The following is a 22635-nucleotide window of genomic DNA, read 5'->3' as shown; positions in this document are numbered from 1 at the left end:
CATGGTGTACCGAGTGGTCCAGTGGTCGACCGGCAACATCGGCAGGCGAGCGCTCGGCGTCCTGCTGGACCGCGACGACTTCGACGTGGTCGGCGTCCACGCCTTCGGCTCGGACAAGGTGGGCCGCGACGCGGGCGAGCTGGCGGACCAGGCCCCGGTCGGAGTTGCCGCAACCGGCGATGCCGACGCGTTGATCGAGCTCCGACCGGACTGCGTGTGTTACATGCCCCGCGCCATCGACTACGACCTGGTGCTGCGGATGCTGCGCGCCGGCATCAACGTCGTCACCACGGGCGATTTCCTGACCGGCACCCATCACCCGGCCGAACTCCCGGCGCTCGAGGAGGCGGCGCACCGGGGCGGCGCGACCTTCCTGGGCACGGGCTTCGAGCCGGGCTTCATCAACGTCGTCGCCGGCTTCCTCACCGGCGCCTGCCGGCAGGTTCGCAACGTCACGCTGGTCGAAACGTTGGACTGCACAACCTATCCCGTGTGGGAAGTGTGGAAGGTGCTCGGATTCGGCAAATCACCCCGGGAACCGGTGACGCGGATCGACCCGGCGACGCAACGGTACGGCCTGGGTTACTTCGAGACGCTGGACATGATCGCCACCATGCTCGGCGTCGAACTCGACTCCAAGGAGGCGTTCGTCGAGCCCGCGGTGCTGACCCGCGATCTGGACCTGGGGTGGGTGGGCTTCACCGCCGGCACCATTGGGGGCCAGCGCCGCACCTATCGCGGCCTTCTCGGCGGCCGGCCGGTGGTCGAGCTCGCCATCTGCTGGACCATGAGCAACGACGCGCTCGACCCGCAATGGAGCGACCCCGAGGGTTTCAGCGTGGTGATCGAGGGCACGCCACGCGTCGACGCGACGATCCGGTTCGGCGAGCCCGGGCAGGATGCGATGACCGTGTTGATGGACAGCACCGCCGTCGCCGCGGTCAACGCCATCCCGTTCGTCTGCGACGCGCGGCCCGGCGTCATCACCCCCATCGACCTGCCGATCACCGGATCCCAAGGGGCGCTGAAGGTTTGAGTCAGGCGGCCCCACCGCGCCATTTGCGGGGCGAAACGCCGTGGGTCCGGCTGAAGAGCCTGCTGAAATAGCCCGGGTCGGCAATCCCGACCCGCCCGGCCACGTCGGCTATCGGAAGGTCCGTTTCGCCAAGCAATGTGCGAGCCTCCGCCATGCGGCGTTCGGTGATCCACTCCCCCACCGTGCGTCCGGTGCGGCGCCGGACCACGGTCGTCAAATGTCCCGGTGTGATGCCGAGTTCGCCGGCGACGTCGCGCAGCGACAGCTGCTCGGCGTGCCGCCGGTCGATCACCTCGAACACCTCGGCCACCAGCGGTTCGCCGCTGCGCCGCAGCTCGGCCACCACCGGCCCGGCCAGCCGCGCGAGGTCGATCAACAGCAGGGTCAGGTGCGCCAGCGCCGCCTGCCGGTAACCGTCCTGCCGCGCGTCCAGTTCCGTTTCGATCGAACGGATCGCGGCGTCCCACGCCGACCGCCGGGCCACGGGCAGGTCGAGGCGCAGTATCCCGCCCGCCTGTCCGTGCAGGAACGGGAACAGCAGCGGGTGCGCCCGCCACGCCGGCCATGGCGATCGCGCGTCCTCGCCGAGCGCGCCCGGGTCGAAGAACACCGCCACACCGGCGTCGCGGAACTCCAGCCGGCAGGGGTCGAGCACCCGGCCCGCGGCGGCCACGTACACCAGCCCCGCGGAGGGCAGGTACCAGATTGCCGGGAAGTCGTGAATGTGGCGACCGCGCTCGATGAAATCCTCGGGACCCGACCGCGCCACCGAAACCGGGGGCGTGTCGGGATCCGTGCGGTATTCGTAAATCGGCACCCCCGCGCGCCGTCGAACCATCCGGGCAGGCCGCGTCATGTCGCCAAAAATAGTCCTATTTTCACCGAGGATCACCCAATTATTCCGCCGTTCATCGATTCACCATGGATTTCGTGACGAAACATCATCCACATGACTACTTGCCCGCCGCCGGCCACGACGCACTGCTGCCCTGCTACGACCTGATATCACGCCTGCTGGGCATCAACAAGGTTCACCAGGCCCTCATCGCACAGGCCGGGCTCGGCGACTGCCGTCGTGTCCTGGAAATCGGCTGCGGCACGGGCAATCTCATCATTCGGGCCAAACGCGGCCATCCGCAGCTGGAGGCGGTCGGTTGCGACCCCGATCCGCGCGCGCTCGACCGGGCGCGCCGCAAGGCCAACGACGTCCGTTTCGAGCACGGCTACGCCGAGCGGTTGCCCTACGCCGACGGCGAATTCGACCGGGTGCTGTCATCGATGATGCTGCACCATGTCGACGACGGCGCGAAAGCCGCTGCGGCGCAGGAGATCTTCCGGGTGCTGCGCCCCGGAGGCAGGCTGCACCTGGTCGATATCGGCGGCGACACGACCACCGACCGGAGCCTGCTGGCACGTCTCATCCGGCGCAGCCCGCACGTGGCGGGAAATCTCGGCGACGCGATTCCGCGGCTGCTGACCGCGGCGGGGTTCGACTGCGCCGAGGTCGCGTCGACGCGGCACCACGTTCTCGGGCGGTTGACCTACTACCGCGCGACCCGCCCCGCCTAGCGCTGGTCGAACGCGACCTTCACGGCACCGCTGTCGGCCTGGTTGGCGATCGCGAGGAACGCCTCGCGCCAGTGTTCGAGCGGGAAGGTGTGCGTGAGCATGGGACGCAGGTCCACCCGGCTGCCTGCCGCCAGGTCCAGGTAGTGGGCGATGGCATGCTTGCGCTGCCCGTCGACCTCCTCGACGCCGAAGGCGTTGGAACCCACGAGGTCGATCTCCTTGAAATACAAGGGGCTCCACTCCCAGCGGCCGGGCGCGTGCACGCCGGCCTTCACCAGCGTCCCGCGCGAGCGCAACACCCGCACGCCGACCTCGAACGTCTCCGGCTTGCCGACGGTGTCGTAGACGACGTCGATGGCCCCGGGGTGGGCCATCGGCAGCCCCAGCAGCGGCTGCCGCAACCGGCCGCCGCCCCACGCGACCAACTCCTCGACGACGGCCAGGCGCGGTTCGTGATCCACCACCAGCGCGGCCCCGAACCTTCGGGCCAGCTCGGCCTGGGCCGCAAAGCGCGCCACCACCGCGACGGCCACGTCCGGGTAGAGCGCCCGCAGGATCGCGACCGCACACAATCCCAGCGAGCCGGCCCCGTACACCAGGGCGCGCCCGGAGCGCGGCGGCGGGTGGCGGGTGATCGCGTGCAGGGACACCGAGAACGGGTCGGCGAACACGGCCATCTCGTCGGAAATGGCATCCGGCACGCCGAACAGCATGCTGTCGTGCGCGGGCATCAATTCGGCGTAGCCGCCCGTCACGTCGGCGGACACCCCGGTGTGGATGCCCGGCTTGATGTCCCCGTCGGTGAAGCTCCAGCACAGGCTGTAGTCGCCATCCCGGCAGGCGGGGCAGGGCGGCTCGATGCCGCGGGGCGCGCAGGACAGCCACGGGTTGAGCACCACCCGCTGCCCCACTTCTAGCCCGCGCGCCTTGCGGCCCAGCGCGACCACGTCGGCGACCACCTCGTGGCCCATGACTTGCGGGAAGGAACAGAAGGACGACATGGCGTTGTCGGCGTCGCCCTCGCCGAAATCCATCAGGATCTGCTTGGAATCCGAGCCGCAGATGCCGGTCAACCGCGGTCGGGTGAGCACCCAATCGTCGTGCGGCAGTCGCGGTTCCGGCACGTCCCGCAGGGCGGTCGGGGTGCGGCCCAGGTTCGCCGTGAGCGTGTTGGCCCCGTCGGGGACCTCGAAGGGCTCCGGCGGCACGCCGTACACCAGCGCCCTCATTGCGGCGACTCGCTGGTGTCGAGAGCCGCCGCGCCGGCGATGAACGCATCGAGGTCGGCGTTCTTGGCGTCCACGACCGCTTTCAGGTCGGGCACGTAGTGCTCGAAGCCATCGCCGTCCAGCGCCGCGATGATGCCGTCGGCCACCACGTCCGCGGCCACCTTGGGCCCCTGGTAGAGCGGCCGCTCGCTGTCGGGGTGGTCCCAGATCTCGGTGTCGACCGGACCCGGCTCGATCAGCTTCACCGAGACGCCGGAGCCGTACAGGTCGACGGCCATCGCCTCGCTCCACCCGCAGAGCGCGAATTTGCTTGCGCAATAAGCGGACTCGTGGATGATGCCGAGCCGGCCGCCGACGCTCGACACGTTGACGATCAGGCCGGATCCGCGGGCCAGCATGCGCGGCAGCAGGGCCAGGGTGAGCCGCATCGGGGCGAAGAAGTTGACCCGCATGACGTTTTCCACCTCGTCCGGGGTCAGCGCGGTGACGGGCCGGCGCTTCGGGACGGCCGCGTTGTTGATCAGCACGTCGATGCAGCCGAGTGCGTCCCACACCCCGGCGGCCAGGTCGCCCAGCGCCGCGGTGTCGGCCAGGTCGGCCACCCACATCGCCGATGCCGGCGAGGTGCGCCGGCAATCGGCCAGCACCTCGCCCAGCCGGTCCCGGCGGCGCGCGACCAGCCCCACCACCGCCCCGCGGCCGGCCAGCCGCCGGGCCAGGGCCGCGCCCAGACCGGACGAAGCGCCCGTGATGAGCACCCGATCACCCATCAGTCAAGGTTGCCGCGAATCGGGGAAAGCGTACAGTGGAAGAGGCTTGTTAAATCGGCTAAATATTAGCCGAACTACTTCTGAACAGGGGTAAACATGACCTCCACCAGGTATGAGGGAGACACCTGGGACCTGGCGTCCAGCGTGGGTGCCACGGCCACCATGGTCGCGGCATCCCGCGCGGTGGCGTCGCAGGGGCCCGACGCGCTGCTCGACGATCCGCTGGCCGACCCACTGGTCCGCGCCGTCGGCCTGGAGCCCTTCATCCGCATCGTCGACGGGCAGGTCGATTTCGAGGACGACCCGCTGTTCAACCGCAAGGCCCGCGCCGAGCAGATCACGGTGCGCACCCGGTTCTTCGACGACTTCTTCACCGCCGCCACCAAAGACGGCGTGCGGCAGGCCGTGATCCTGGCTTCCGGGCTGGACACCCGCGCCTACCGCTTGCGGTGGCCCGTGGGCACGGTGGTCTACGAGATCGACCAGCCGCAGGTCATCGCGTTCAAGACCGACACGCTGGCCGGCCTCGGTGCCGCCCCGACCGCCGAGCGCCGCGCGATCGCCATCGACCTGCGCGACGACTGGCCGGCGGCATTGCGCGACGGCGGCTTTGACGTCACGCAGCCGGCCGCGTGGAGCGCGGAAGGGCTGCTGCCCTACCTGCCGCCCGAGGCCCAGGACCGGTTGTTCGACAACATCACCGCGCTCAGCGCGCCCGGCAGCCGCCTGGCCACCGAACACATGCCCGACGGCAACGCGTTCTCCGACGAGCGGTTGCAGCGCATCAGCCAGCGCTGGCAGCGGCTCGGTTTCAACCTCAACGCCGCCGACCTGTTCTACCGGGGCGAGCGCAACATCGTCGTCGACTACTTGAGCACCCACGGCTGGCAGGTGAGGGCCCACCCAGCTCGGGAGTTGTACGCGCGGAACGGGTTTGACTTCCCCGAGGACGAGATGTCGGCCGCCTTCGGCGAACTGAGCTACGTCGCCGCGACGCTGGCGTAGCGGGTTGGCTAGGGTTTCGCCTATGTCACGCGCTCACGACGACGAGTGGGATCTGGCGTCCAGTGTGGGCGCGACCGCGACCATGGTGGCCGCCGGGCGCGCCATGGCGACGAAGGATCCCCGCGGCCTGATCCACGACCCCTTCGCCGAACCGCTGGTGCGCGCGGTGGGGGTGGACTTCTTCATCAAGATGATGGACGGCGAGCTCGACCTCGACGCGATCGAGAACGCCTCGCAGGTACGCATGCAGGCGATGGTGGACGGAATGGCGGTGCGCACCAAGTATTTCGACGACTACTTCGTCGACGCCACCGGCGGCGGGATCCGGCAGGTGGTGATCCTCGCGTCCGGCCTGGACTCGCGCGCCTACCGCCTGCCGTGGCCGGACGGCACGGTGGTCTACGAGATCGACCAGCCCCGCGTCATCGAGTTCAAGACGGACACGCTGGCCGGCATCGGCGCGGAACCGGCCGCGGCGCGGCGCGCCGTGCCGATCGACCTGCGCGCCGACTGGCCGACCGCCCTGAAGGCGGCCGGGTTCGACGCCGCGGCGCCGACCGCCTGGCTGGCCGAGGGTCTGCTGATCTACCTGCCGCCGGAAGCCCAGGACCGGTTGTTCGACAACATCACCGCGCTCAGCGTGCCCGGGAGCACGATCGCCACCGAATTCGTGCCCGGCATCGTCGATTTCGATGCCGACAAGGTGCGGGAGATGTCCGGCTCCTTCCGCGACCACGGCGTGGACATCGACATGGCTTCGCTGGTCTACGCCGGCGAGCGCAACCACGTCGTGGACTACCTGCGGTCCAAGCGCTGGGACGTCGAGGGCACCACTCGAACGGAACTGTTCCGGCGCCAGGGCATCGAGGTGCCGCCCCGCGAAAACGACGACCCGCTCGGCGAGATCATCTTCATCAGCGGCCGGCTCACCGGCTAGCTTCTAGAACCGCGACGGCCCGGGCCACAGCACGCGGGCGCCGCTCAGCGTCTGTTCGACGTTGGCCAGGACGCCGGTGACCGTGCGGCCGAGCAGCGCGGCCAACGCGTCGGGCAGCGAGGCGGCGGCAGGCTGTGACGAGGCCCGGGGCCGCACCATGTTCAGCAGCGAGGAGCTCGGATAGCTGACGATGCGGACCTCGCTGTCCACGTCCAGGCCGGCCAGCACCTTGGCCCGGCGCACCGCGGTGTGGAACCCGCCGAGTTCGTCAACCAAGCCGCGCTCGAGCGCGTCGGCACCGGTCCAGATGCGTCCCTGCGCAACGCGATCGACGGCTTCGGCAGTCAGGTTGCGCGCCTCGGCGACCCGCTGCACGAAGTCCGCGTAGAACAGGTCCGCTTCGGCTTCCCGATGGGCCTGCTGCTCCGGCGTGAACGGCGCGTCGATCGACCAGGCGTCGGCATTGGCGTTCGTGCGCACGGTATCCGACGTGACCCCCCACCGCTCCAACAGGTCGCGCACCACCAGCTTGCCGGTGATCACACCGATCGAACCGGTGACCGTCGCCGGGTTGGCGACGATGGCGTCGGCGCCCATCGACACGTAGTAGCCGCCGGAAGCGGCCACCGCGCCCATGGAAGCCACCACCGGCTTGCCGCGTTTGCGGGCCCTGGTCACCTCGCGCCAGATGCTCTCCGAGGCGGTGATCGCCCCGCCGGGACTGTTCACCCGCAGCACGATCGCGGACACCGAGTCGTCGGCGGCCGCCTCCCGTAGCGCCGCCCCGATCGTGTCGCCGCCGGCGACAGCGACGCCCAACGGGAGGAACTGGGGCCCGCCGCGTCCGTCCACGATCATGCCGTCGACGGTGACGACGGCCAGGGTCGGCTTGGGCCGGCGGCCCGGAACCTGTGGCCTGGGTGGGGCCAACCGGGAGCGGGCCGCGCCCGCGTAGCGCGCCAAGTACAGGCGAGGCGGGGCGGTGTCATCCGAAACGTCCTCCACCCCAACGAGTTCAGCGATGCGGGCGTAGGCTTCGTCGCGGAATCCGATCCGGTCGAGCAGGCCGGCGGCCACCGCGTCGTCGCGCAACAGCGGGGCGCGGTCGGCCAGCGCGTCGAGCGCTTCGGGGTCGAGCTTGCGCGATTCGGCGATCGCCCGCCACGCCTGCTCCTGCAGGCTTTCCAGCATCCGGGTGACGGCCTCGCGGTGCGCCGCTGTGAAGCCGTGTTCGGTGAAACGGTTTGCCGCCGACTTGTATTGGCCGCGCGCGACGAATTGGGGTTCGATGCCCGCCTTGTCGAACGCGTCGCGCAGGAAGGTGGCGTTGCTCGCGAAGCCGATCAGCCCGACGCTTCCCGACGGCTGCATCCACACCTCGCGGAACGCCGACGCCAGGTAATAGGACAGCGTGCCCGGGTAGGTCTCGGCCCAGGCCAGCGACGGCTTGGCGGCGGTGAACGCGGCGATGGCCTCGCGCAGCTCCTGCACCGCGGCCGGCGGCGACGCGGCAAGCTGAACCCGGGCGATCAGCCCGGCGACCCGCGGGTCCTCGGCCGCGCGGTGGATGGCGGCGACGGCGTCGCGCAACGCCATCGGCCTGCCCCCGGTGAAAATCGCCAGCGGGTCGAACCCGATCGCCTCCGGCGGCGCCGAACGCAGGTCGAGTTCGAGCACACAGCCGTTGGGTACGCCGTGGTGGCGGGCGGTGTCGACCCGCCCGGCCAGCGCGCGGACGTCGTCGACCCCGGGGATCGAGGGCAGGAAGGCGAACATGTCTGCAGCGTACCGACACCGCCGCCGTACGGTGGTGGGGTGAGGTTCTCCATTGCGATCCCCCAATTGGACTACGGCCGGTTCGACGCCGAAGGGCTGCGCGAATACCTGGCTCGCGCCGAGGAGCTCGGGTTCGAGGGGGGTTGGGTACTCGAGCAGATCATCGGGGACGCGCCGCTGCTGGCGCCGCTGGAGCTGCTGGCCTACTGCGCGGCCTGCACCGAGCGGCTACGCCTGGGGGTCGCCGTCCTGGTGACGTCGCTACACGATCCGCTGCAGTTGGCTTCTTCCGTCACCGCCGTCGACCGGCTCAGCCACGGCCGGCTGGACCTCGGCGTCGGAACCGGCGGGGGCTTCCGCAGATTCGCCGCGTTCGGCATCGAAAAGTCCACGTACATCTCGTACTTCACCGAGGGGCTGAAGTTGATGAAGGCGGCCTGGTCCGACGAACCCCGGGTCACCTTCCACGGCCGGTTCCGCGACGTCGACGGCCTGCCGATTGCGCCCAAGCCGGTGCAGCGCCCCCACCCGCCGATCTGGTTCGGCGGCCTGGCCCCCAAGGCGCTGGCCCGGGCCGTGCGCCACGGCGACTCGTTCCTGGGCGCCGGTTCGTCGACCACCGAGGCATTCGCCGGGGCCGTCGGCGTTGTGCGCCGCGAACTCGACGAACAGCAAAAGGACCCCGCGCATTTCACCATCGGCAAACGCGTCTACCTCGTGGTCGACGACGATGCGGCGCGGGCCCGCGAGCGTGTGCTCGCGGGGCTGCGGCGGATCTACGGCAAGATGCCCGGCGTGGAAGGCGTTCCGGTGTCGGGCACACCCGACGACGTCGTGCGCGGGCTGCGTGAGGTGATCGACGCCGGCGCCGAATACCTGTTGCTCAATCCCGTCGGCGTCGACGTCGCGGAAAACCGCGAGCAGATGGAACGCCTTGCGGCGGAGGTCATTCCGCGGTTGGGCTGATCAGAGCTCGGTGGCCGAGCCGCCCGCGGCGGTGATCTTCTCGCGGGCGCTGCCGCTGAACTTGTGCGCGGTCAGGTCGACCTTGACGGTCAGCTTGCCGTCGCCGAGGACCTTGACCAACGCGTTCTTGCGAACCGCGCCCTTGGCCACCAGCTCGTCCACGCCGATCGAACCGCCCTGCGGGAACAGCCGGTTGATGTCGCCGACGTTGACGACCTCGTATTCGGTGCGGAACCGATTCTTAAATCCCTTGAGCTTGGGCAGCCGCATGTGAATCGGCATCTGCCCACCCTCGAAGGTGGCCGGCACGTTCTTGCGGGCCTTGGTGCCCTTGGTGCCGCGGCCGGCGGTCTTGCCCTTGGAGCCCTCACCGCGACCGACGCGGGTGCGGGCGGTCTTCGACCCGGGCGCCGGCTTCAGGTCGTGCAGCTTGATGGTCACTTGGCCTCCTCCACCTCAACGAGGTGGTTCACCACCGCGATCAGGCCGCGGGTCTGTGGGTTGTCCTCACGGATCACCGACTGGCGGATCCGCCGCAGGCCCAGGGTGCGCAGGCTCTCCCGCTGCTTCCAGCGGGCCCCGATCGTGCTGCGCACCTGGGTGATCTTCAGTTGAGCGCTCACGGTTGGGTCCCCGCAATCTGGGCCTCGCGGGCCGCCGCACTGGCCAGCGCGTCACTTTCCCGGCGCGCCTTCAGCATTCCGGCGGGGGCGACATCCTCGATGGGCAGTCCGCGTCGGGCGGCCACCTCCTCGGGGCGCTGCAGCAGCTTGAGCGCGGTGACGGTGGCGTGCACCACGTTGATCGCGTTGTCGCTGCCCAGTGACTTGGCCAGGATGTCGCGCACCCCAGCGCATTCCAGCACCGCACGCGCCGCGCCGCCGGCGATCACACCGGTACCCGGGCTGGCCGGGCGCAGCAGCACCACGCCCGCGGCGGCTTCACCCTGTACCGGATGCGTGATGGTGCCGCCGATCAGCGGCACACGGAAGAAGCCCTTGCGCGCCTCTTCCACGCCCTTGGCGATGGCCGCCGGAACTTCTTTGGCCTTGCCGTAGCCGACGCCGACCATGCCATTGCCGTCGCCCACGATGACCAATGCGGTGAAGCTGAAGCGCCTACCGCCCTTGACCACCTTGGAGACGCGGTTGATGGCGACGACCCGCTCCAGGTAGTTGCTCTTGTCGCCGTCGCGGTCGCGGCCACCGCGGCCGCCGCCGTCGCGCCGACCGCGGCTGTCGCGGTCACCGCGCGAATCACGGCTGTCCGGGGCGCCTTGCCCGCCGGCCGACTGTTCCGCCATTATGCGGTCCTTCCAGTCTTGTTCCAGGTCTCGATCATCTAGAAACTCAATCCGTTCTCGCGTGCGGCATCGGCCAGCGCCGCGATGCGTCCGCCGTAGGTGTACCCGCCGCGGTCGAAGACCACGGTGTCGATGCCGGCGGCCTTGGCGCGCTCGGCGATCAATTGCCCGACCCGCACGCTGCGGGCCTTCTTGTCGCCCTGCAGGCCCCGCACGTCGTCCTCGATCGACGACGCGGCGGCCACCGTGGTGCCGTTCTCGTCGTTGACCAGTTGCACGTGAATGTGGCGCGCGGACCGGTTGACGACGAGCCGCGGACGCTCCGGGGTGCCCGTGATCTTCTTGCGCAGCCGGGCGTGCCTACGCAGCCGGGAGACCCGGCGGGTTGCGGATACGCTCTGCCCCACCGGCTTTCGCGCGGCGGTGTCAGCTTGTTTTTGCGCCATGCCTACTTACCTGTCTTTCCGACCTTGCGGCGGATCTGCTCGCCCTCGTAGCGCACGCCCTTGCCCTTGTACGGGTCGGGACGGCGCAGGCGGCGGATGTTCGCCGAGATCTGGCCGACCTTTTGCTTGTCGATGCCGGAGATCGAGAACTTCGTCGGCGACTGGACCGCGAACGTGATGCCCTCGGGCGCCTCGATCACCACCGGATGGCTGTAGCCCAGCGCGAACTCGAGGTTGGCGCCTTTGAGCTGCACGCGGTAACCGACCCCGAAGATCTCCATCTTGGTGGTGTAACCCTCGGTCACGCCGGTGACCAGGTTGGACACCAGCGTGCGCGACAGCCCGTGCAGCGAGCGGTTGCGCCGCTCGTCGTTGGGACGGGCGACCACGATCGCGCCGTCCTCGTTGCGCTCCACCGTGATCGGCTCGGCGACCGTCAGATTCAGGCTGCCCTTGGGGCCCTTCACCGAGACGTTCTGGCCCTCGATCGTTACGTCGACTCCGGCGGGAACCGGAACCGGCTGCTTACCAATGCGCGACATGCCTACTCCCTCACCACACGTACGCGAGGACTTCGCCGCCCACGCCCTGTCTGGCTGCCTGACGATCGGTCAGCAGGCCCGAGGAGGTCGAGATGATCGCCACGCCCAGGCCGCCGAGCACCCGCGGCAGGTTGGTGGATTTCGCGTACACCCGCAGACCGGGCTTGGACACGCGCCGCAATCCGGCGATGCTGCGCTCCCGGCTCGGCCCGTACTTGAGCTGGACGATCAGCGACTTGCCCACCCGAGCGTCTTCGGTCCGGTAGTCGCTGATGTAGCCCTCGTTCTTGAGGATCTGGGCGATGTTGGCCTTGATCTTGGAGTGCGGCAACGTCACCTCGTCGTGATACGCCGAATTGGCGTTGCGCAGACGTGTCAAGAAGTCTGCGATCGGGTCCGTCATCGTCATGACAGCGTTGGTACCTTCCTCGCGGTGGTTCCCGGTCCGGGCCTGTCGCGTGCCTGTTCTGGGTTGGTCCTGGGGTCCGGGCTGTTACCAGCTGCTCTTTTGCACGCCGGGCAGCTCGCCCGCGTGCGCCATCTCGCGCAGGCAGATCCTGCACAGGCCGAATTTGCGGAAGACCGCGCGCGGGCGACCGCATCTGTTGCAGCGCGTATAGCCGCGCACCGCGAACTTCGGCTTGCGTGCGGCCTTGTTGACCAGTGCCTTCTTCGCCATCTGCTCAGTTCTCCTTGAAGGGAAAGCCGAGGGCCCGCAACAGCGCTCGTCCTTCGTCGTCGTTCGTCGCCGAGGTGACGACGTTGATGTCCATACCGCGGACCCGGTCGATCTTGTCCACGTCGATCTCGTGGAACACCGACTGCTCGGCCAGGCCGAACGTGTAGTTGCCGGCACCGTCGAACTGCTTGGGCGACAGGCCGCGGAAGTCGCGGATACGCGGCAGCGCGATCGAGGTGAGCCGGTCGAGGAACTCCCACATCCGGTCCCCGCGCAGGGTGACCCGGGCGCCGATCGGCATACCCTCACGCAGCTTGAACTGCGCGATGGACTTGCGGGCCCGGCGGATCTCCGGCCGTTGCCCGGTGATCAGCGCCAGGTCGTTGACCGCGCCGTTGATCAGCTTCGCGTCCCGCGCCGCGTCGCCCACACCCATGTTGACGACGACCTTGGTCACCGTCGGGATCTGCATGACATTCCCGTAGCCGAACTGCTGCTGCAGCGAACCACGAATCTCGTTGCGGTAGCGCTCTTTCAGGCGCGGCTGCGCCTTCACATTGGCCTCTGTTGTGGTCACCTTAGATGTCCTTGCCGTTGCGCTTGGAGATACGAACCCGCTTGCCGGTCTCCTCGTCGACCCGGTAACCGACGCGGGTGGGCTTACCGTCCGAGTCGACCACCATCACGTTGGAGGCATCGATCGGGGCCTCCTGGGTGACGATTCCACCCGATTGGGCTCCGCGCTGATTGCTCGAAACCGCGGTGTGCTTCTTGATTGAGTTCACGCCCTGGACCAGGACCCGGTTGCGCTCCGGGTAAACCTTGAGGACCTTGCCTTTGGCTCCCTTGTCCTTGCCGGCGATGACCAGGACGGTGTCGTCCTTCTTGATCTTCATCTACAGCACCTCCGGGGCCAGCGAAATGATCTTCATGAACCGCTTCTCACGCAGCTCGCGGCCGACCGGCCCGAAAATGCGCGTGCCGCGCGGGTCGTTGTCGGGCTTGATGATCACCGCGGCGTTCTCGTCGAACTTGATGTAGCTGCCGTCCGGGCGGCGGCGCTCCTTGACCGTGCGCACCACGACGGCCTTGACGACGTCTCCGCGCTTGACGTTGCCGCCGGGGATGGCGTCCTTGACGGTGGCGACGATGACATCACCGATGCCGGCGTAGCGTCGCGACGAACCGCCGAGCACCCGGATGCACAAGATCTCCTTGGCGCCGGTGTTGTCGGCGACCTTCAGCCGCGATTCCTGCTGAATCACTCGATCTCCTGACCTGGTTTCGTGTGCACGGCAGGAGGCAAGCCACAGCCCACCAAAAAACCTGACATGCGCGGTCTTTGTCACCGAAGGGCACGCGGGGCCGATTCGCACCGGCCGAGGTCTGCCCAAGGCAACCCCTAGAGTCTAGGGGATGACCAGCTCAGAGCCAAATTCGCGGCCGAGGCGGGGTCAAGGCTGATTCAGGGGAGCGCTTTCCCCGATTCTCCGGATATCGCCGAGGTGGTGCACGCCCTCGTGCATCGCCTGCCGCAGGAGCCAGCGGGCGGTGCGCTGCTCACCCGGCAACCGGGTCGCGGTGCGGTCCCAGCCGTGCTCGCCGACGCGGGCGACTTCGTCGCGAAAGCCCGCCACGGCGGCCGCCAGCTCGCCGATCGTGGCCTCGATGTCGCAGTCGTTGTACCGGAAGCGGCGGGCCCGCAGATCGTTGAACATCGGTTTCAAGGAGGGCCGGTCCTCGGTGCGGACGCGGTGCAGCCGGATGGTGAAGCTGACGTAGACGTCGCGCACGTGACAGAGGTACTCCGCGACCGACCACACGTCGGGGCCGGGCCGCACCCGCCGCGCCTCGGGCGGGATCGCCGAGACTGCCTCCCGGACGGCGTCCGGCAGGCCGGCGATGACGCCGACCGCGTCGTCGAGCCGGATGTCCGAATAACTCAAGCCGCAGGCGGCGCAGACGTGGTCTTCGTCGGCCAGCGGGGGCAGCGACGCGGGCATGGAGCAATTCTCCACCTGGAAGAGTGGTGGGGCTTCGTCGCCGGTGACGTCGCGTCAGGCAGCTGCTGTTCGCTCCGGCCCCAAAGCGTTGGGGAGAAGGACCGGATTGTTTCCTAGGCTTTTTCCGCGCCCACCAACCAGGCGGTTACGTCGTAGAAAGTAGGGCCGTCAGTAGCCGTTATTCTTTTGCACGAGACAAAACTCGACGCGCCAGGCGCCAGACTGTAGACATAACGATCGTTGAATTGCTCAGCGCCCCTATTGCGTTGAACCGCAACGGTCGCCCGGATCGGAGCATCCTTCAAGTCGTTGATCACGTGCCACGAGAAAAAGCCCCCGCATGTGTTGTCCGGCCAGCTTTGCACCGACGCCAGGTGGTTTGGGCCGACATTGTCGGCCAACGCGACCTCCGGTGCGCCGACGGCCGGAGCGCAAACGGCGAGTAACACAACACCTTTAGCGACACATCTCACGATCATGCTCCCCAAGATTAGGCACATATGGTACCGCCACAGCCTCTGAAGAGCTCATCAAATTGAGCGCTTTCATTAGCGCGCCTCCACGGAATCGCCGGCGCACGACGGTACGAGCTCTTATCGCGTTCAGACCGACGGAACTAGAAGGGTGGTGGTTCGCCGTCGCCGGGGGCGTCGGCGGGTATGGCACAACGGGCTTCGTCTCCTTCACGGCGGGCCGTGCGGGCGTCGCGGTTGTGGCGGCGTTCGGTGGCGATGCGGGTGGCGCGATTCTGGTTGCGGGTGCGGCGTCGCCGGGGCATCATCGCGGTGCGCTGGGCGCAGTAGTCGGGGTCGGGGTCGGGGTCGGCTTCGGCGGCGGCGATGGCCCCGGTGGCGCGGCACAGGCTGGGGAACAGCAGGGCGCTGCCCGGGGTGGTGACATAGGTGCGCCCGGCCGGGGAGGTCAAAATCAGCGTGCCGTCGGGCAGCTGCTGTTCGCGCCAGCCCCAAAACGTTTTCACCAAATGATGGGTGCGGCAGTAGCACTTGAGGTTGGAGGCGTGGGTGGGCCCGCCGGCGCCGTAGGGGATGGTGTGGTCGATGTCGCAGGCCACCGCCGGGCAGTCACAGCCCGGCCAGCGGCAGGTCAAATCCCGGCACCGCACGAAATCGGCCAGCGCCTGGGAAGGCACATACCCGTGCTCGGGGGGCGCGTCGGCGGGGTGGACCAACGCCACCAGCTTGGCCGAGGCGGCCAACTCGGCGACCAGCTCGGGCGGGATCAGGCCGTCGCCGCAGACCTGCGAGGCCGGGGCGGCGCCGTCGCCGTCGAGGGTGGCCTGCTCGGCGATCACATGAATCACCACCGGGCCGGCCGCCGGCCGGGCGCCGGCCGCGCAATCCGGGCGCCCGCACCGGCAGCCCAGCCGATCGGCCCCGCCGGCCAGCGCCCCCAACGCGTCGGCGCGGCGCTGCGCGCGGCTACGCGGATCATCGGCGCACACCGTGGCCGCCAGCGCGTCCAGGCGCTGATCCAGGGCGTGGGCCTCCGGGCTGAACAAGACACCCTCGATGTGGGCCAGCCCATCACCCACATCGCCGATCCACACCTCGCGGCCCGCCGCGCGCTCGCGCCGCCGGCGCACCGCATCGGCATCGGCCTTGGCCACGATCTTGTCCACTTGGGCGCCCAGCCGGCCCCGGCTCAGCGACGGCCAGCGCCCCACCTGTGCGGCCAGCGTCGCGTCCACCGCCGCCAGCACCTCGGCATCGGTGATCAGATCGGTGCGAAACACCAGCGTGGCAAACGTCTGAAAATCGATGTCCCCGGCGGCGAACACCTCCCCCACCTCGGGCAGCCGCTCGCGCAGCGCCCGCGCGTAACGCACCCGGCTGGCCGCCAACCCCTGACTGATCCCCAACTCCGCGGCCACCTCGGCGGCCACCGCCGCCTCGGTATCCACCGCCCACTCCTCGGTCTCGGCGCACCGCGAGAGCCGATGACCGAACAACCGCCCGATCGCCACCAACTGCCCGGCCGCCGCCCGATTCTCCGCCCGCCAAAACGCGCCCGCCTCCGCCAGCAAGCCCGCCGACTCGACCGTCGTCGACGGATACCGCCGCTCGAACAGCTCATCGAACTCGGCGATCACCTCCGCCGACGACCCCCTGGAACCGAACATGTGTTCGAGTATAAGGGGCATCGCCGATAAAGGTTGGCCAGCTTTTCAGCCTGTGGATAGCTCCTCCGCGGCGCCAAGGGCTCAGTCCTCTTCCGGGTGATGATCACTTTTAGCGCGCCGGAAAAAGGGTCCGTCTACTGGGCGACACAGCGGAAACCGATGTGGGTGGTCGCGGTGTCCTGTGACTGCGGTGACCGGGCGGCCGGACGGTACCGGTGGCAGTACTCGGGCGCGCACAGGTGCGAACCGCCCTTCAGCGTCTGGCTGACGACCGGATTCGCCGGGCCCGCCGGGGCGCAACAGGCTTTCGGCGGCTCGTCGAGGCGGTGGTGCGCCGAGAACTCCGTGGCGGTCCACTCCCAGACGTTGCCGATCATGTCGAGCAGACCGAACCCGTTGGGCGGGAACGTGCCCACCGGCGACGTGCCCACCCAGCCGAGAGCGCCGTCGTTGCGATAGGGGAACCGGCCCTGCCAGGTATTGGCCATCAACCGACCGTCGGGATGCTCCTCGTCCCCCCACGCGTACGTCCCGGCGATTCCGCCGCGGGCCGCATACTCCCACTCGGCCTCGGTCGGCAATCGCCGGCCTGCCCAGCGCGCGTACGCGGCGGCGTCGGGATAGGCCACCTGCACCACCGGGTGATCGGCCCGGCCGGCGAGGTCACTGTCCGGCCCGAACGGGCGCCGCCAGTTCGCGCCGGGTACCCAGGTCCACCATTGCCGCCAGTCACGCAGGTCGACCGGGCCCGGCGTGGGGCGGAAGACCATGGCGCCCGGACACAGGTCCGCCGGATCCGCACCCGGGTACAGCGCCGGGTCGATCGGTTGCTCGGCGACCGTCACATAGCCTGTGGCCGAGACGAATTCGGCGAACTGGGCGTTGGTCACCGGGTGCCGCTCCACCGCGACGGCGGCAACGGTCACCGTGTGGATCGGGGCCTCTTCGGGGTAGAAGCTGGTCGATCCCATGCGGAACGATCCGCCCGGTAGGTCGACCAACTCGGTAAGCACACTTAAGAGTATGACGACGGCCCAAGGCGGTTGCCGGGCCTCTTTCGCGCTGCAGCAAGGGCTTTACGCCGCCGCCATCAGATCAGCTCGAAGGAGGCGCACAACCCGGAGTAGGAGTCAGACCTTCTTGGGCGTCTTCTTGTCCCGATGCCGCCACCACGCAACGATGAACAGGGTCATCGCGGTGACCACGCCGATCAACACCCACAGCACGATCGCCTGGTCGACCCACGAACCGTACGGTGGGCTGCCCGGCAGGATGTTGCGCAGCGGGACAATGGCGAACAGCATCGCCCCGTACCACGTGATGAACGGCGGCACGAATGACGTTCGGCCCAGCGCCATCGGAATGGCCACCCACAGCGCCAGGATGGGCAACGCGATCAGGACCAGGCAGATGCCGATATCGAAGATCAGGGGACCCTTGGACCTCTGCAACGTGATGATCACGTTGTCCTGGACATCCGGGTTGGGCTCTTCGGGGTCGTGGACGCGGGTGACGGTGGCGTCCCAGCCGTCCAGCTTTCCGGTCGCCTCGACACGGGCGGGCACCTTTTCGCGGTTTTCGCCGGTACCGGTGAACACGTCCGCGGCGATCACCTCGGTCTTGTAGGTGTCGAACGGCCAGCTGGCGGGGTCGCCCTGCGCCTGGATGGTGGTGCTGACCTGCGCCGGCGCCTTCCCTACCGGGTACTGCAGATCGCCGAGGTCGTTGTCGGGATACAGCCGCACCGCCGCATCGGTGGTGAGCACCCCAAAGTTCTTGTCGTACAACGAATCCTTGGGATAGACGGTCACGTTCACCGTCAGGCGGTTGGCGACCGTGTCCAGCTTCTCCAGGCGCACCTGAACCACGCTGTCTTCGGACTCCACCTTGCTCAGGTCAACCGAGGGCAGCGCCGGCGCCGACTTTGCCAGCAAGTGCACGGCAATCAACGACAGGACGTAGATGACGACGAGGGCGACGACGATCCCGAAAGTCATCGCGATTTGCCGGCTCCGGTGGACGGCGGGCACTGGCGGCACGGGTGGCGCCGGTGTCCCGGCGGTCATTGTGGCATCACGCGCCAGATGCTAACAGGGCCAACGACAATGTCAGGGGATAATGACGGCGATTTGCTGCATCACCGTCGATTTGGCCGCGTCGAACCCCGGCGCTTTGCCTGGACCCTCCAGATGGACTGCCACGAGGTAGGCCCGCGTGTTCGTCCAGACGTGGGTGATGCGGTCCGCGAAGTCGTTTGCTCCGGGCCCACCGCCGGTACCGCTGAGCAGCTGGCTGCTGTAGCCGCAGAACTGGGCCGCCGTGACGGTGACTTTGACTCCCGGCTTCGTTCGTAAGTCGCTGGCGTAGCGCAAGAACGCCCCGCCCGGGTCGAGGTCCGTAGGGGTGATGCTCACCAGCACCGACATGCCGTCGGGACCCGTCGACGTCAACGCGACGTCACCGGTGCCCGGGACCGAGGTCCAGCCGTCCGGCAGCGTGACCGTGAGCACGGGTGCCGCCGGATCCGCCACCGAGGCCCTGGCCATGGATCCGCTGGCGGGCGGTGGCGGGAAGCACACCAGGGCATTGGGTGGAATGTGCTCGGGCAGCGTGGTTTCGACGCCGGGCACCGGCTCGGCCGGGTCGGACAGCCGCGTCGTCGAGGTCGTCGACGATGCGGTCCCCCCGATGACCGTGCCAGCCGTGGTCTTCTCGCACGCCACCGCCGGCGCCACCAACAAGCACAGCGCCAGGACTTCAGTCGCGCGAAAAGGCAAGCGCAATTTCGGCTTCCACGTCTACATAGGGCCGGCCGGACAGGTCGACGGTGACCTGCGCGATGGTGCCGCCGGTGAACGCGAACGGCGACTTGTAGCGGCTGCATACTCCCGAGCCGCCGTTGCGGCCGACGGTGATGCCGGCGCCCGCGATCCCGAAGGTTCCCGGATGGGTTTGCACATCGGCGAGGGTGCCGACCACTTCGTCGTCGATGAACAACGTGATGTCGCCGAGCGGGGTGTGGCTGTTCGGCACGGTTCCGGTCCGCGAATAACTCACGCCGAGCAGGTGCCTGCCCAGCGGCACCGCGCCCGACGAGGAGACCGCCTGCTGCCGCTCACCCAGGAAGTTGTAGACGTAATGCAGCCGTCCGTCCTGAATGAACAGCACGTGCCCGCCGTGCGCGCCGCCCTGCTTGAACAGCACGCCTTCCACGCCGGTGGTATCCACCGTCACGTCGGCCAGCACCGAGAACGACCTACCGCGGATCTCGGCGGCAGCGCCGATGCTCACGTCCGCGCAGTCGGGATAGTAGATGTAGCTGGACCGGTCACCGACGAGGTACGGACGGGACCGCGTCATCGTCTCCAGGATGTTGAGGTCCGAGAGCGGCAGCCCGTTGTATTTGGCGGCTTCGGAGAACCACAGCGCCTTGAGCTCTTCCAGTTTGTCCGGGTGCTCGGCGGCCAGGTCATGGCACTGGCTGCGGTCCGCCTCGATGTGGAACAGCTCCCAGCGGTCGGCGTCGAAGTGCGACCAGCCAGCCGGGGTGGCCGCGTGCACGGTGTTGGCGAACCAGCCCTCATGCCAGATCCCCCGGGTGCCTAGCATGGAGTAGAACTGGGTCCGCTTCCCGGTGTCGGCGGCCGGATCGGCAAGGGCCGCTTTGAAACTCACGCCGTCCAGTGGCTTCTGCGCGATGCCCCTGACGGTATCGGGCGGCGTCATTCCCAGCAGGTCGTAGATCGTCGGCGTGATGTCGCAGACGTTGACGTAGTTGTCGCGGATTTCCCCGTGCGCGGCAACACCATTGGGCCAGGAGATGATCGCCGTGTCGGCGATGCCGCCCTCGTGCGACGCGTACCGCTTGTACAGCTTGTACGGGGCGTTAAAGGCCATCGCCCAGCCGATGGGGTAATGGTTGTAGGTTTCCGGGCCGCCGAGATGGTCGAACAGCTTCATGCTCTCTTCGACGGTGTCGATGTAGCCGTTGAAGAACTTGCCCTCGTTCACCGATCCGTTCGGGCCGCCCTCCCCGCTGGCCCCGTTGTCGGAGATCACCACGATGATCGTGTTGTCGATCTGACCGGATTCCTCCAAATAGTCCAGGATCCGGCCGATTTGGGCGTCGGTGTAGCTCAGGAAGCCGGCAAACACCTCGGCCATGCGGGAGAACAGCTTCTTCTCGTCGTCGTTCAGCGAGTCCCACGGCCGCACAGTGTCCTGCAGCGGCCAGGGCTCACCTTGCGGCCCCTTGACGTCCGAGTACGGGTTGACCGGCGACAGCTCGGTGTCCGACGGCACGAGGCCCATCGATTTCTGGTTTTCCAGCACGATCTCGCGGTACCGCTCGTAGCCCATGTCGAAGCGGCCGGCGTAGCGGTCCGCCCATTCCTTGAACACGTGGTGCGGCGCGTGCCCGGCGCCCGGGCAGACGTAGCTGAACCACGGCTTGTCCGGCGCGATCACCTTGGCGTCACGAATGAATTCGATGGTCTTGTCGGCGATGTCCTTCGAGAGGTGATAGCCGTCTTCCGGTGTGGCGGGCGGGCTGACCGGATGGTTGTCGTACACCAGGTCGGGATACCACTGATCGGTCTCGCCGCCCAGGAAACCGTAGAACCGCTCGAAGCCGCGCGAGGTCGGCCAATGTCGTTTCGTGGACGCCAGATTGGACTCTTCGAGCGGCGTCAGGTGCCACTTGCCGACGCAGTACGTGTTGTAGCCGCGCTCGGCGAGCACCTCGGAGAGCAGCGCGGTGTCGAACGGGATGCGACCGTTGGCGTTGGGGAACGCGTCGGTGAACTCTTCGATGGTGGCCATGCCGACCGTGGTGGCGTTGCGGCCGGTGAGCAACGACGCCCGGGTCGGCGAGCAGAGCGCGGTGGTGTGGAACTGCGACAGCCGGATACCCCGCTCGGCGATGCGGGTCATCGCGGGCATCTCGACCAGGCCGCCGAAACAGTCCCACGTCGCGATGCCGGTGTCGTCCCAGACCAGATACAGGATGTTCGGCGAATTCTCGGGCGCGGTCGGCGCGGCGTACGGGCCCCAGTCCGGCTCGGAGTCGCGGATATCGAGCTCGATTTTGCCTTGAAAGTCTCGTGGGTCAGAAGACATGCGCCGAGCGTAACGCCACTGCGAAAATTCCGGCCCTCTTTCGCAGTGCGGTTACGCTCGCCGAAAGCAAGCGCCCGAGACCGTGGGGTCCCGGGCGCGTTGCGTTGCCTGAGCGGCTACTTGGCCCTCTCCAGGATTTCGACGAGCCGCCACCGCTTGGTGGCCGACATCGGACGCGTCTCCATCAGCGAGACGCGGTCGCCGATGCCCGCGGTGCCGTTCTCGTCGTGCGCCTTCACCTTCGTGGTGGTGCGGATGATCTTGCCGTACAGCGGGTGACGCACACGGTCTTCCAGCTCGACCACGATGGTCTTCTGCATCTTGTCACTCACCACGTAACCGATGCGCATCTTGCGCCGGCCACGCACCTTCGGCTTGGCCGGAGTGTGCTTGGCGCCCTTCCCTTTCGAGCCTGCGTCCTTTGTGGCCGCCTTCTTCGGGGCCGCCTTCTTCGCTTCTGCCATCACGATTCCTTACCGTCGGGTCCGCTGGCCAGGCCCAGTTCTCGTTCGCGCAGCACGGTGTAGACGCGCGCGATCTCCTGACGCACCGTGCGCAGCCGGCGGTTGTTGGACAGCTGCCCCGTCGCCATCTGGAAACGCAGGTTGAACAGCTCTTCCTTGGATTCGCGCAGCCGCTCGGTCAGCTCGGAGTCGGTGAGCTCACGCAGTTCACCAGGCGAAATTCCCACTGCCATCAGAACTGATCCTCTCGAGTAACGATGCGTGCCTTGATCGGCAACTTGTGGATTGCACGGGTGAGTGCCGCCCGGGCCACCTGCTCGTTGGGGTAGCTCAGCTCGAACAGCACGCGGCCCGGCTTGACGTTGACCACCCACCATTCCGGGGAGCCCTTACCCGAACCCATCCGGGTTTCGGCGGGCTTCTTGGTCAGCGGGCGGTCCGGGAAGATGTTGATCCACACCTTGCCGCCACGCTTGATGTGGCGGTTGATGGCGATACGGGCGGACTCGATCTGCCGGTTGGTGACGTAGGCGTGCTCGAGGGCCTGGATGCCGTAGTCACCGAAGTTCACCGCCGTGCCGCCGCTGGCGATGCCGCGCTGGCGGGGGTGGTGCTGCTTGCGGTGTTTAACCTTGCGGGGAATCAACATGAT

Annotated in this window: 29 protein-coding genes; 5 read left to right on the top strand and 24 right to left on the bottom strand. The window is 68.1% G+C overall.

The genetic code is table 11. The annotated features are described in order from the left end of the window. Position 1 precedes the first annotated feature (1 nt). Positions 2-1036 (top strand): dihydrodipicolinate reductase, encoded by a 1035-nt coding sequence (locus KXD96_RS07910; protein ID WP_260744031.1) that lies wholly within the window; start codon positions 2-4, stop codon positions 1034-1036. A 1-nt stretch (position 1037) separates the two neighbouring features. Here the strand turns inward: KXD96_RS07910 and KXD96_RS07905 are convergent, their stop codons facing one another. Continuing rightward, on the bottom strand, positions 1038-1892 hold the full coding sequence (locus KXD96_RS07905) for an AraC family transcriptional regulator (RefSeq protein ID WP_260744030.1): 855 nt from the start codon (positions 1890-1892) through the stop codon (positions 1038-1040). Positions 1893-1966: 74 nt separating this feature from the next. Between KXD96_RS07905 and KXD96_RS07900 the strand changes: the two genes are divergently transcribed. Further along, positions 1967-2605 (top strand): class I SAM-dependent methyltransferase, encoded by a 639-nt coding sequence (locus tag KXD96_RS07900; RefSeq protein ID WP_396878217.1) that lies wholly within the window; start codon positions 1967-1969, stop codon positions 2603-2605. On the opposite strand, the gene KXD96_RS07895 is transcribed toward KXD96_RS07900, so the two are convergent. Further along, positions 2602-3834, bottom strand: a complete 1233-nt coding sequence (locus KXD96_RS07895) for a zinc-binding dehydrogenase (RefSeq protein WP_260744028.1) — start codon at positions 3832-3834, stop codon at positions 2602-2604. The genes KXD96_RS07900 and KXD96_RS07895 overlap by 4 nt on opposite strands. Further along, positions 3831-4604 (bottom strand): SDR family NAD(P)-dependent oxidoreductase, encoded by a 774-nt coding sequence (locus KXD96_RS07890; protein ID WP_260744027.1) that lies wholly within the window; start codon positions 4602-4604, stop codon positions 3831-3833. Before KXD96_RS07890 ends, KXD96_RS07895 begins: the two co-directional genes overlap by 4 nt. A gap of 96 nt (positions 4605-4700) precedes the next feature. Here KXD96_RS07890 and KXD96_RS07885 point away from each other — a divergent pair, with 96 nt between their 5' ends. Then, positions 4701-5609 carry a class I SAM-dependent methyltransferase gene (locus KXD96_RS07885; protein WP_260744026.1) on the top strand — a complete coding sequence of 303 codons (909 nt, stop codon included), beginning with the start codon at positions 4701-4703 and terminating at the stop codon, positions 5607-5609. Between the two features lie 22 nt (positions 5610-5631). Further along, the gene (locus KXD96_RS07880) at positions 5632-6546 is read left to right on the top strand and encodes a class I SAM-dependent methyltransferase (protein ID WP_260744025.1); all 915 of its coding nucleotides are present in this window, start codon (positions 5632-5634) and stop codon (positions 6544-6546) included. A gap of 3 nt (positions 6547-6549) precedes the next feature. On the opposite strand, the gene sppA is transcribed toward KXD96_RS07880, so the two are convergent. Beyond that, positions 6550-8322, bottom strand: coding sequence for a signal peptide peptidase SppA (gene sppA / locus KXD96_RS07875; protein WP_260744024.1), 1773 nt, complete (start codon positions 8320-8322; stop codon positions 6550-6552). Positions 8323-8361: 39 nt separating this feature from the next. Here sppA and KXD96_RS07870 point away from each other — a divergent pair, with 39 nt between their 5' ends. Then, a complete protein-coding gene (locus tag KXD96_RS07870; RefSeq protein ID WP_260744023.1) occupies positions 8362-9288 on the top strand; it encodes an LLM class flavin-dependent oxidoreductase in 927 nt (308 codons plus the stop codon). Here the strand turns inward: KXD96_RS07870 and rplO are convergent, their stop codons facing one another. From rplO to rplP, 20 genes are all read right to left on the bottom strand, one after another. Next, complete coding sequence (gene rplO / locus KXD96_RS07865; protein WP_260744022.1) at positions 9289-9729, bottom strand: 50S ribosomal protein L15; 441 nt, start codon at positions 9727-9729, stop codon at positions 9289-9291. Next, on the bottom strand, positions 9726-9911 hold the full coding sequence (gene rpmD, locus KXD96_RS07860; protein WP_260744021.1) for a 50S ribosomal protein L30: 186 nt from the start codon (positions 9909-9911) through the stop codon (positions 9726-9728). The genes rplO and rpmD overlap by 4 nt, the downstream gene beginning before the upstream one ends. Beyond that, positions 9908-10591, bottom strand: coding sequence for a 30S ribosomal protein S5 (gene rpsE, locus KXD96_RS07855; protein ID WP_260744020.1), 684 nt, complete (start codon positions 10589-10591; stop codon positions 9908-9910). Before rpsE ends, rpmD begins: the two co-directional genes overlap by 4 nt. A gap of 38 nt (positions 10592-10629) precedes the next feature. Then, on the bottom strand, positions 10630-10998 hold the full coding sequence (gene rplR / locus KXD96_RS07850) for a 50S ribosomal protein L18 (protein ID WP_260745268.1): 369 nt from the start codon (positions 10996-10998) through the stop codon (positions 10630-10632). 41 nt (positions 10999-11039) lie between these two features. Further along, on the bottom strand, positions 11040-11579 hold the full coding sequence (gene rplF / locus KXD96_RS07845) for a 50S ribosomal protein L6 (protein ID WP_083179192.1): 540 nt from the start codon (positions 11577-11579) through the stop codon (positions 11040-11042). A 10-nt stretch (positions 11580-11589) separates the two neighbouring features. Further along, positions 11590-11988, bottom strand: coding sequence for a 30S ribosomal protein S8 (gene rpsH / locus KXD96_RS07840; RefSeq protein ID WP_260744019.1), 399 nt, complete (start codon positions 11986-11988; stop codon positions 11590-11592). Positions 11989-12072: 84 nt separating this feature from the next. Next, complete coding sequence (locus tag KXD96_RS07835; protein WP_007167851.1) at positions 12073-12258, bottom strand: type Z 30S ribosomal protein S14; 186 nt, start codon at positions 12256-12258, stop codon at positions 12073-12075. A gap of 4 nt (positions 12259-12262) precedes the next feature. Further along, positions 12263-12835 (bottom strand): 50S ribosomal protein L5, encoded by a 573-nt coding sequence (gene rplE, locus KXD96_RS07830; protein WP_260744018.1) that lies wholly within the window; start codon positions 12833-12835, stop codon positions 12263-12265. Position 12836: 1 nt separating this feature from the next. After that, a complete protein-coding gene (rplX, locus tag KXD96_RS07825; protein ID WP_066945894.1) occupies positions 12837-13154 on the bottom strand; it encodes a 50S ribosomal protein L24 in 318 nt (105 codons plus the stop codon). Continuing rightward, positions 13155-13523, bottom strand: coding sequence for a 50S ribosomal protein L14 (gene rplN / locus KXD96_RS07820; protein ID WP_003403649.1), 369 nt, complete (start codon positions 13521-13523; stop codon positions 13155-13157). 189 nt (positions 13524-13712) lie between these two features. After that, positions 13713-14261, bottom strand: a complete 549-nt coding sequence (locus KXD96_RS07815; protein WP_260743973.1) for a DinB family protein — start codon at positions 14259-14261, stop codon at positions 13713-13715. A gap of 113 nt (positions 14262-14374) precedes the next feature. Further along, the gene (locus tag KXD96_RS07810) at positions 14375-14662 is read right to left on the bottom strand and encodes a hypothetical protein (protein ID WP_260743972.1); all 288 of its coding nucleotides are present in this window, start codon (positions 14660-14662) and stop codon (positions 14375-14377) included. A gap of 215 nt (positions 14663-14877) precedes the next feature. Further along, positions 14878-16401: an HNH endonuclease signature motif containing protein gene (locus tag KXD96_RS07805; protein WP_260743971.1), complete on the bottom strand. Its 1524-nt coding sequence runs from the start codon at positions 16399-16401 to the stop codon at positions 14878-14880. Between the two features lie 134 nt (positions 16402-16535). Next, on the bottom strand, positions 16536-17414 hold the full coding sequence (locus KXD96_RS07800) for a formylglycine-generating enzyme family protein (protein WP_260743970.1): 879 nt from the start codon (positions 17412-17414) through the stop codon (positions 16536-16538). A gap of 117 nt (positions 17415-17531) precedes the next feature. Then, a complete protein-coding gene (locus tag KXD96_RS07795) occupies positions 17532-18467 on the bottom strand; it encodes a DUF4436 domain-containing protein (protein WP_260743969.1) in 936 nt (311 codons plus the stop codon). A gap of 42 nt (positions 18468-18509) precedes the next feature. Beyond that, the gene (locus KXD96_RS07790; RefSeq protein ID WP_260743968.1) at positions 18510-19184 is read right to left on the bottom strand and encodes a hypothetical protein; all 675 of its coding nucleotides are present in this window, start codon (positions 19182-19184) and stop codon (positions 18510-18512) included. After that, positions 19159-21519, bottom strand: coding sequence for an arylsulfatase (locus KXD96_RS07785; RefSeq protein WP_260743967.1), 2361 nt, complete (start codon positions 21517-21519; stop codon positions 19159-19161). Before KXD96_RS07785 ends, KXD96_RS07790 begins: the two co-directional genes overlap by 26 nt. A gap of 116 nt (positions 21520-21635) precedes the next feature. Then, positions 21636-21983 (bottom strand): 30S ribosomal protein S17, encoded by a 348-nt coding sequence (rpsQ, locus tag KXD96_RS07780; protein WP_260743966.1) that lies wholly within the window; start codon positions 21981-21983, stop codon positions 21636-21638. Continuing rightward, positions 21983-22216 (bottom strand): 50S ribosomal protein L29, encoded by a 234-nt coding sequence (rpmC, locus tag KXD96_RS07775; protein ID WP_260743965.1) that lies wholly within the window; start codon positions 22214-22216, stop codon positions 21983-21985. Before rpmC ends, rpsQ begins: the two co-directional genes overlap by 1 nt. Continuing rightward, entirely contained in the window at positions 22216-22632 is a 417-nt protein-coding gene (rplP, locus tag KXD96_RS07770; protein ID WP_260743964.1) for a 50S ribosomal protein L16, read from the bottom strand. Before rplP ends, rpmC begins: the two co-directional genes overlap by 1 nt. Positions 22633-22635 lie beyond the last annotated feature (3 nt).

It is taken from the genome of Mycobacterium sp. SMC-2, assembly GCF_025263485.1.
Lineage (GTDB): Bacteria > Actinomycetota > Actinomycetes > Mycobacteriales > Mycobacteriaceae > Mycobacterium.
Note: the sequence above shows the minus strand (reverse complement) of the source record. Positions and strands in the feature narration are given on the sequence as shown.

Coding starts and splice junctions, on each gene's coding strand:
- KXD96_RS07910 (WP_260744031.1), top strand. CDS start 2: ATGGTGTACCGAGTGGTCCAGTGGTCGACCGGCAACATCGGCAGGCGA.
- KXD96_RS07905 (WP_260744030.1), bottom strand. CDS start 1,892: ATGACGCGGCCTGCCCGGATGGTTCGACGGCGCGCGGGGGTGCCGATT.
- KXD96_RS07895 (WP_260744028.1), bottom strand. CDS start 3,834: ATGAGGGCGCTGGTGTACGGCGTGCCGCCGGAGCCCTTCGAGGTCCCC.
- KXD96_RS07890 (WP_260744027.1), bottom strand. CDS start 4,604: ATGGGTGATCGGGTGCTCATCACGGGCGCTTCGTCCGGTCTGGGCGCG.
- KXD96_RS07885 (WP_260744026.1), top strand. CDS start 4,701: ATGACCTCCACCAGGTATGAGGGAGACACCTGGGACCTGGCGTCCAGC.
- KXD96_RS07880 (WP_260744025.1), top strand. CDS start 5,632: ATGTCACGCGCTCACGACGACGAGTGGGATCTGGCGTCCAGTGTGGGC.
- sppA (WP_260744024.1), bottom strand. CDS start 8,322: ATGTTCGCCTTCCTGCCCTCGATCCCCGGGGTCGACGACGTCCGCGCG.
- rpsE (WP_260744020.1), bottom strand. CDS start 10,591: ATGGCGGAACAGTCGGCCGGCGGGCAAGGCGCCCCGGACAGCCGTGAT.
- rplF (WP_083179192.1), bottom strand. CDS start 11,579: ATGTCGCGCATTGGTAAGCAGCCGGTTCCGGTTCCCGCCGGAGTCGAC.
- rpsH (WP_260744019.1), bottom strand. CDS start 11,988: ATGACGATGACGGACCCGATCGCAGACTTCTTGACACGTCTGCGCAAC.
- KXD96_RS07835 (WP_007167851.1), bottom strand. CDS start 12,258: ATGGCGAAGAAGGCACTGGTCAACAAGGCCGCACGCAAGCCGAAGTTC.
- rplX (WP_066945894.1), bottom strand. CDS start 13,154: ATGAAGATCAAGAAGGACGACACCGTCCTGGTCATCGCCGGCAAGGAC.
- KXD96_RS07815 (WP_260743973.1), bottom strand. CDS start 14,261: ATGCCCGCGTCGCTGCCCCCGCTGGCCGACGAAGACCACGTCTGCGCC.
- KXD96_RS07805 (WP_260743971.1), bottom strand. CDS start 16,401: ATGTTCGGTTCCAGGGGGTCGTCGGCGGAGGTGATCGCCGAGTTCGAT.
- KXD96_RS07795 (WP_260743969.1), bottom strand. CDS start 18,467: ATGACCGCCGGGACACCGGCGCCACCCGTGCCGCCAGTGCCCGCCGTC.
- KXD96_RS07785 (WP_260743967.1), bottom strand. CDS start 21,519: ATGTCTTCTGACCCACGAGACTTTCAAGGCAAAATCGAGCTCGATATC.
- rpsQ (WP_260743966.1), bottom strand. CDS start 21,983: ATGGCAGAAGCGAAGAAGGCGGCCCCGAAGAAGGCGGCCACAAAGGAC.
- rpmC (WP_260743965.1), bottom strand. CDS start 22,216: ATGGCAGTGGGAATTTCGCCTGGTGAACTGCGTGAGCTCACCGACTCC.
- rplP (WP_260743964.1), bottom strand. CDS start 22,632: ATGTTGATTCCCCGCAAGGTTAAACACCGCAAGCAGCACCACCCCCGC.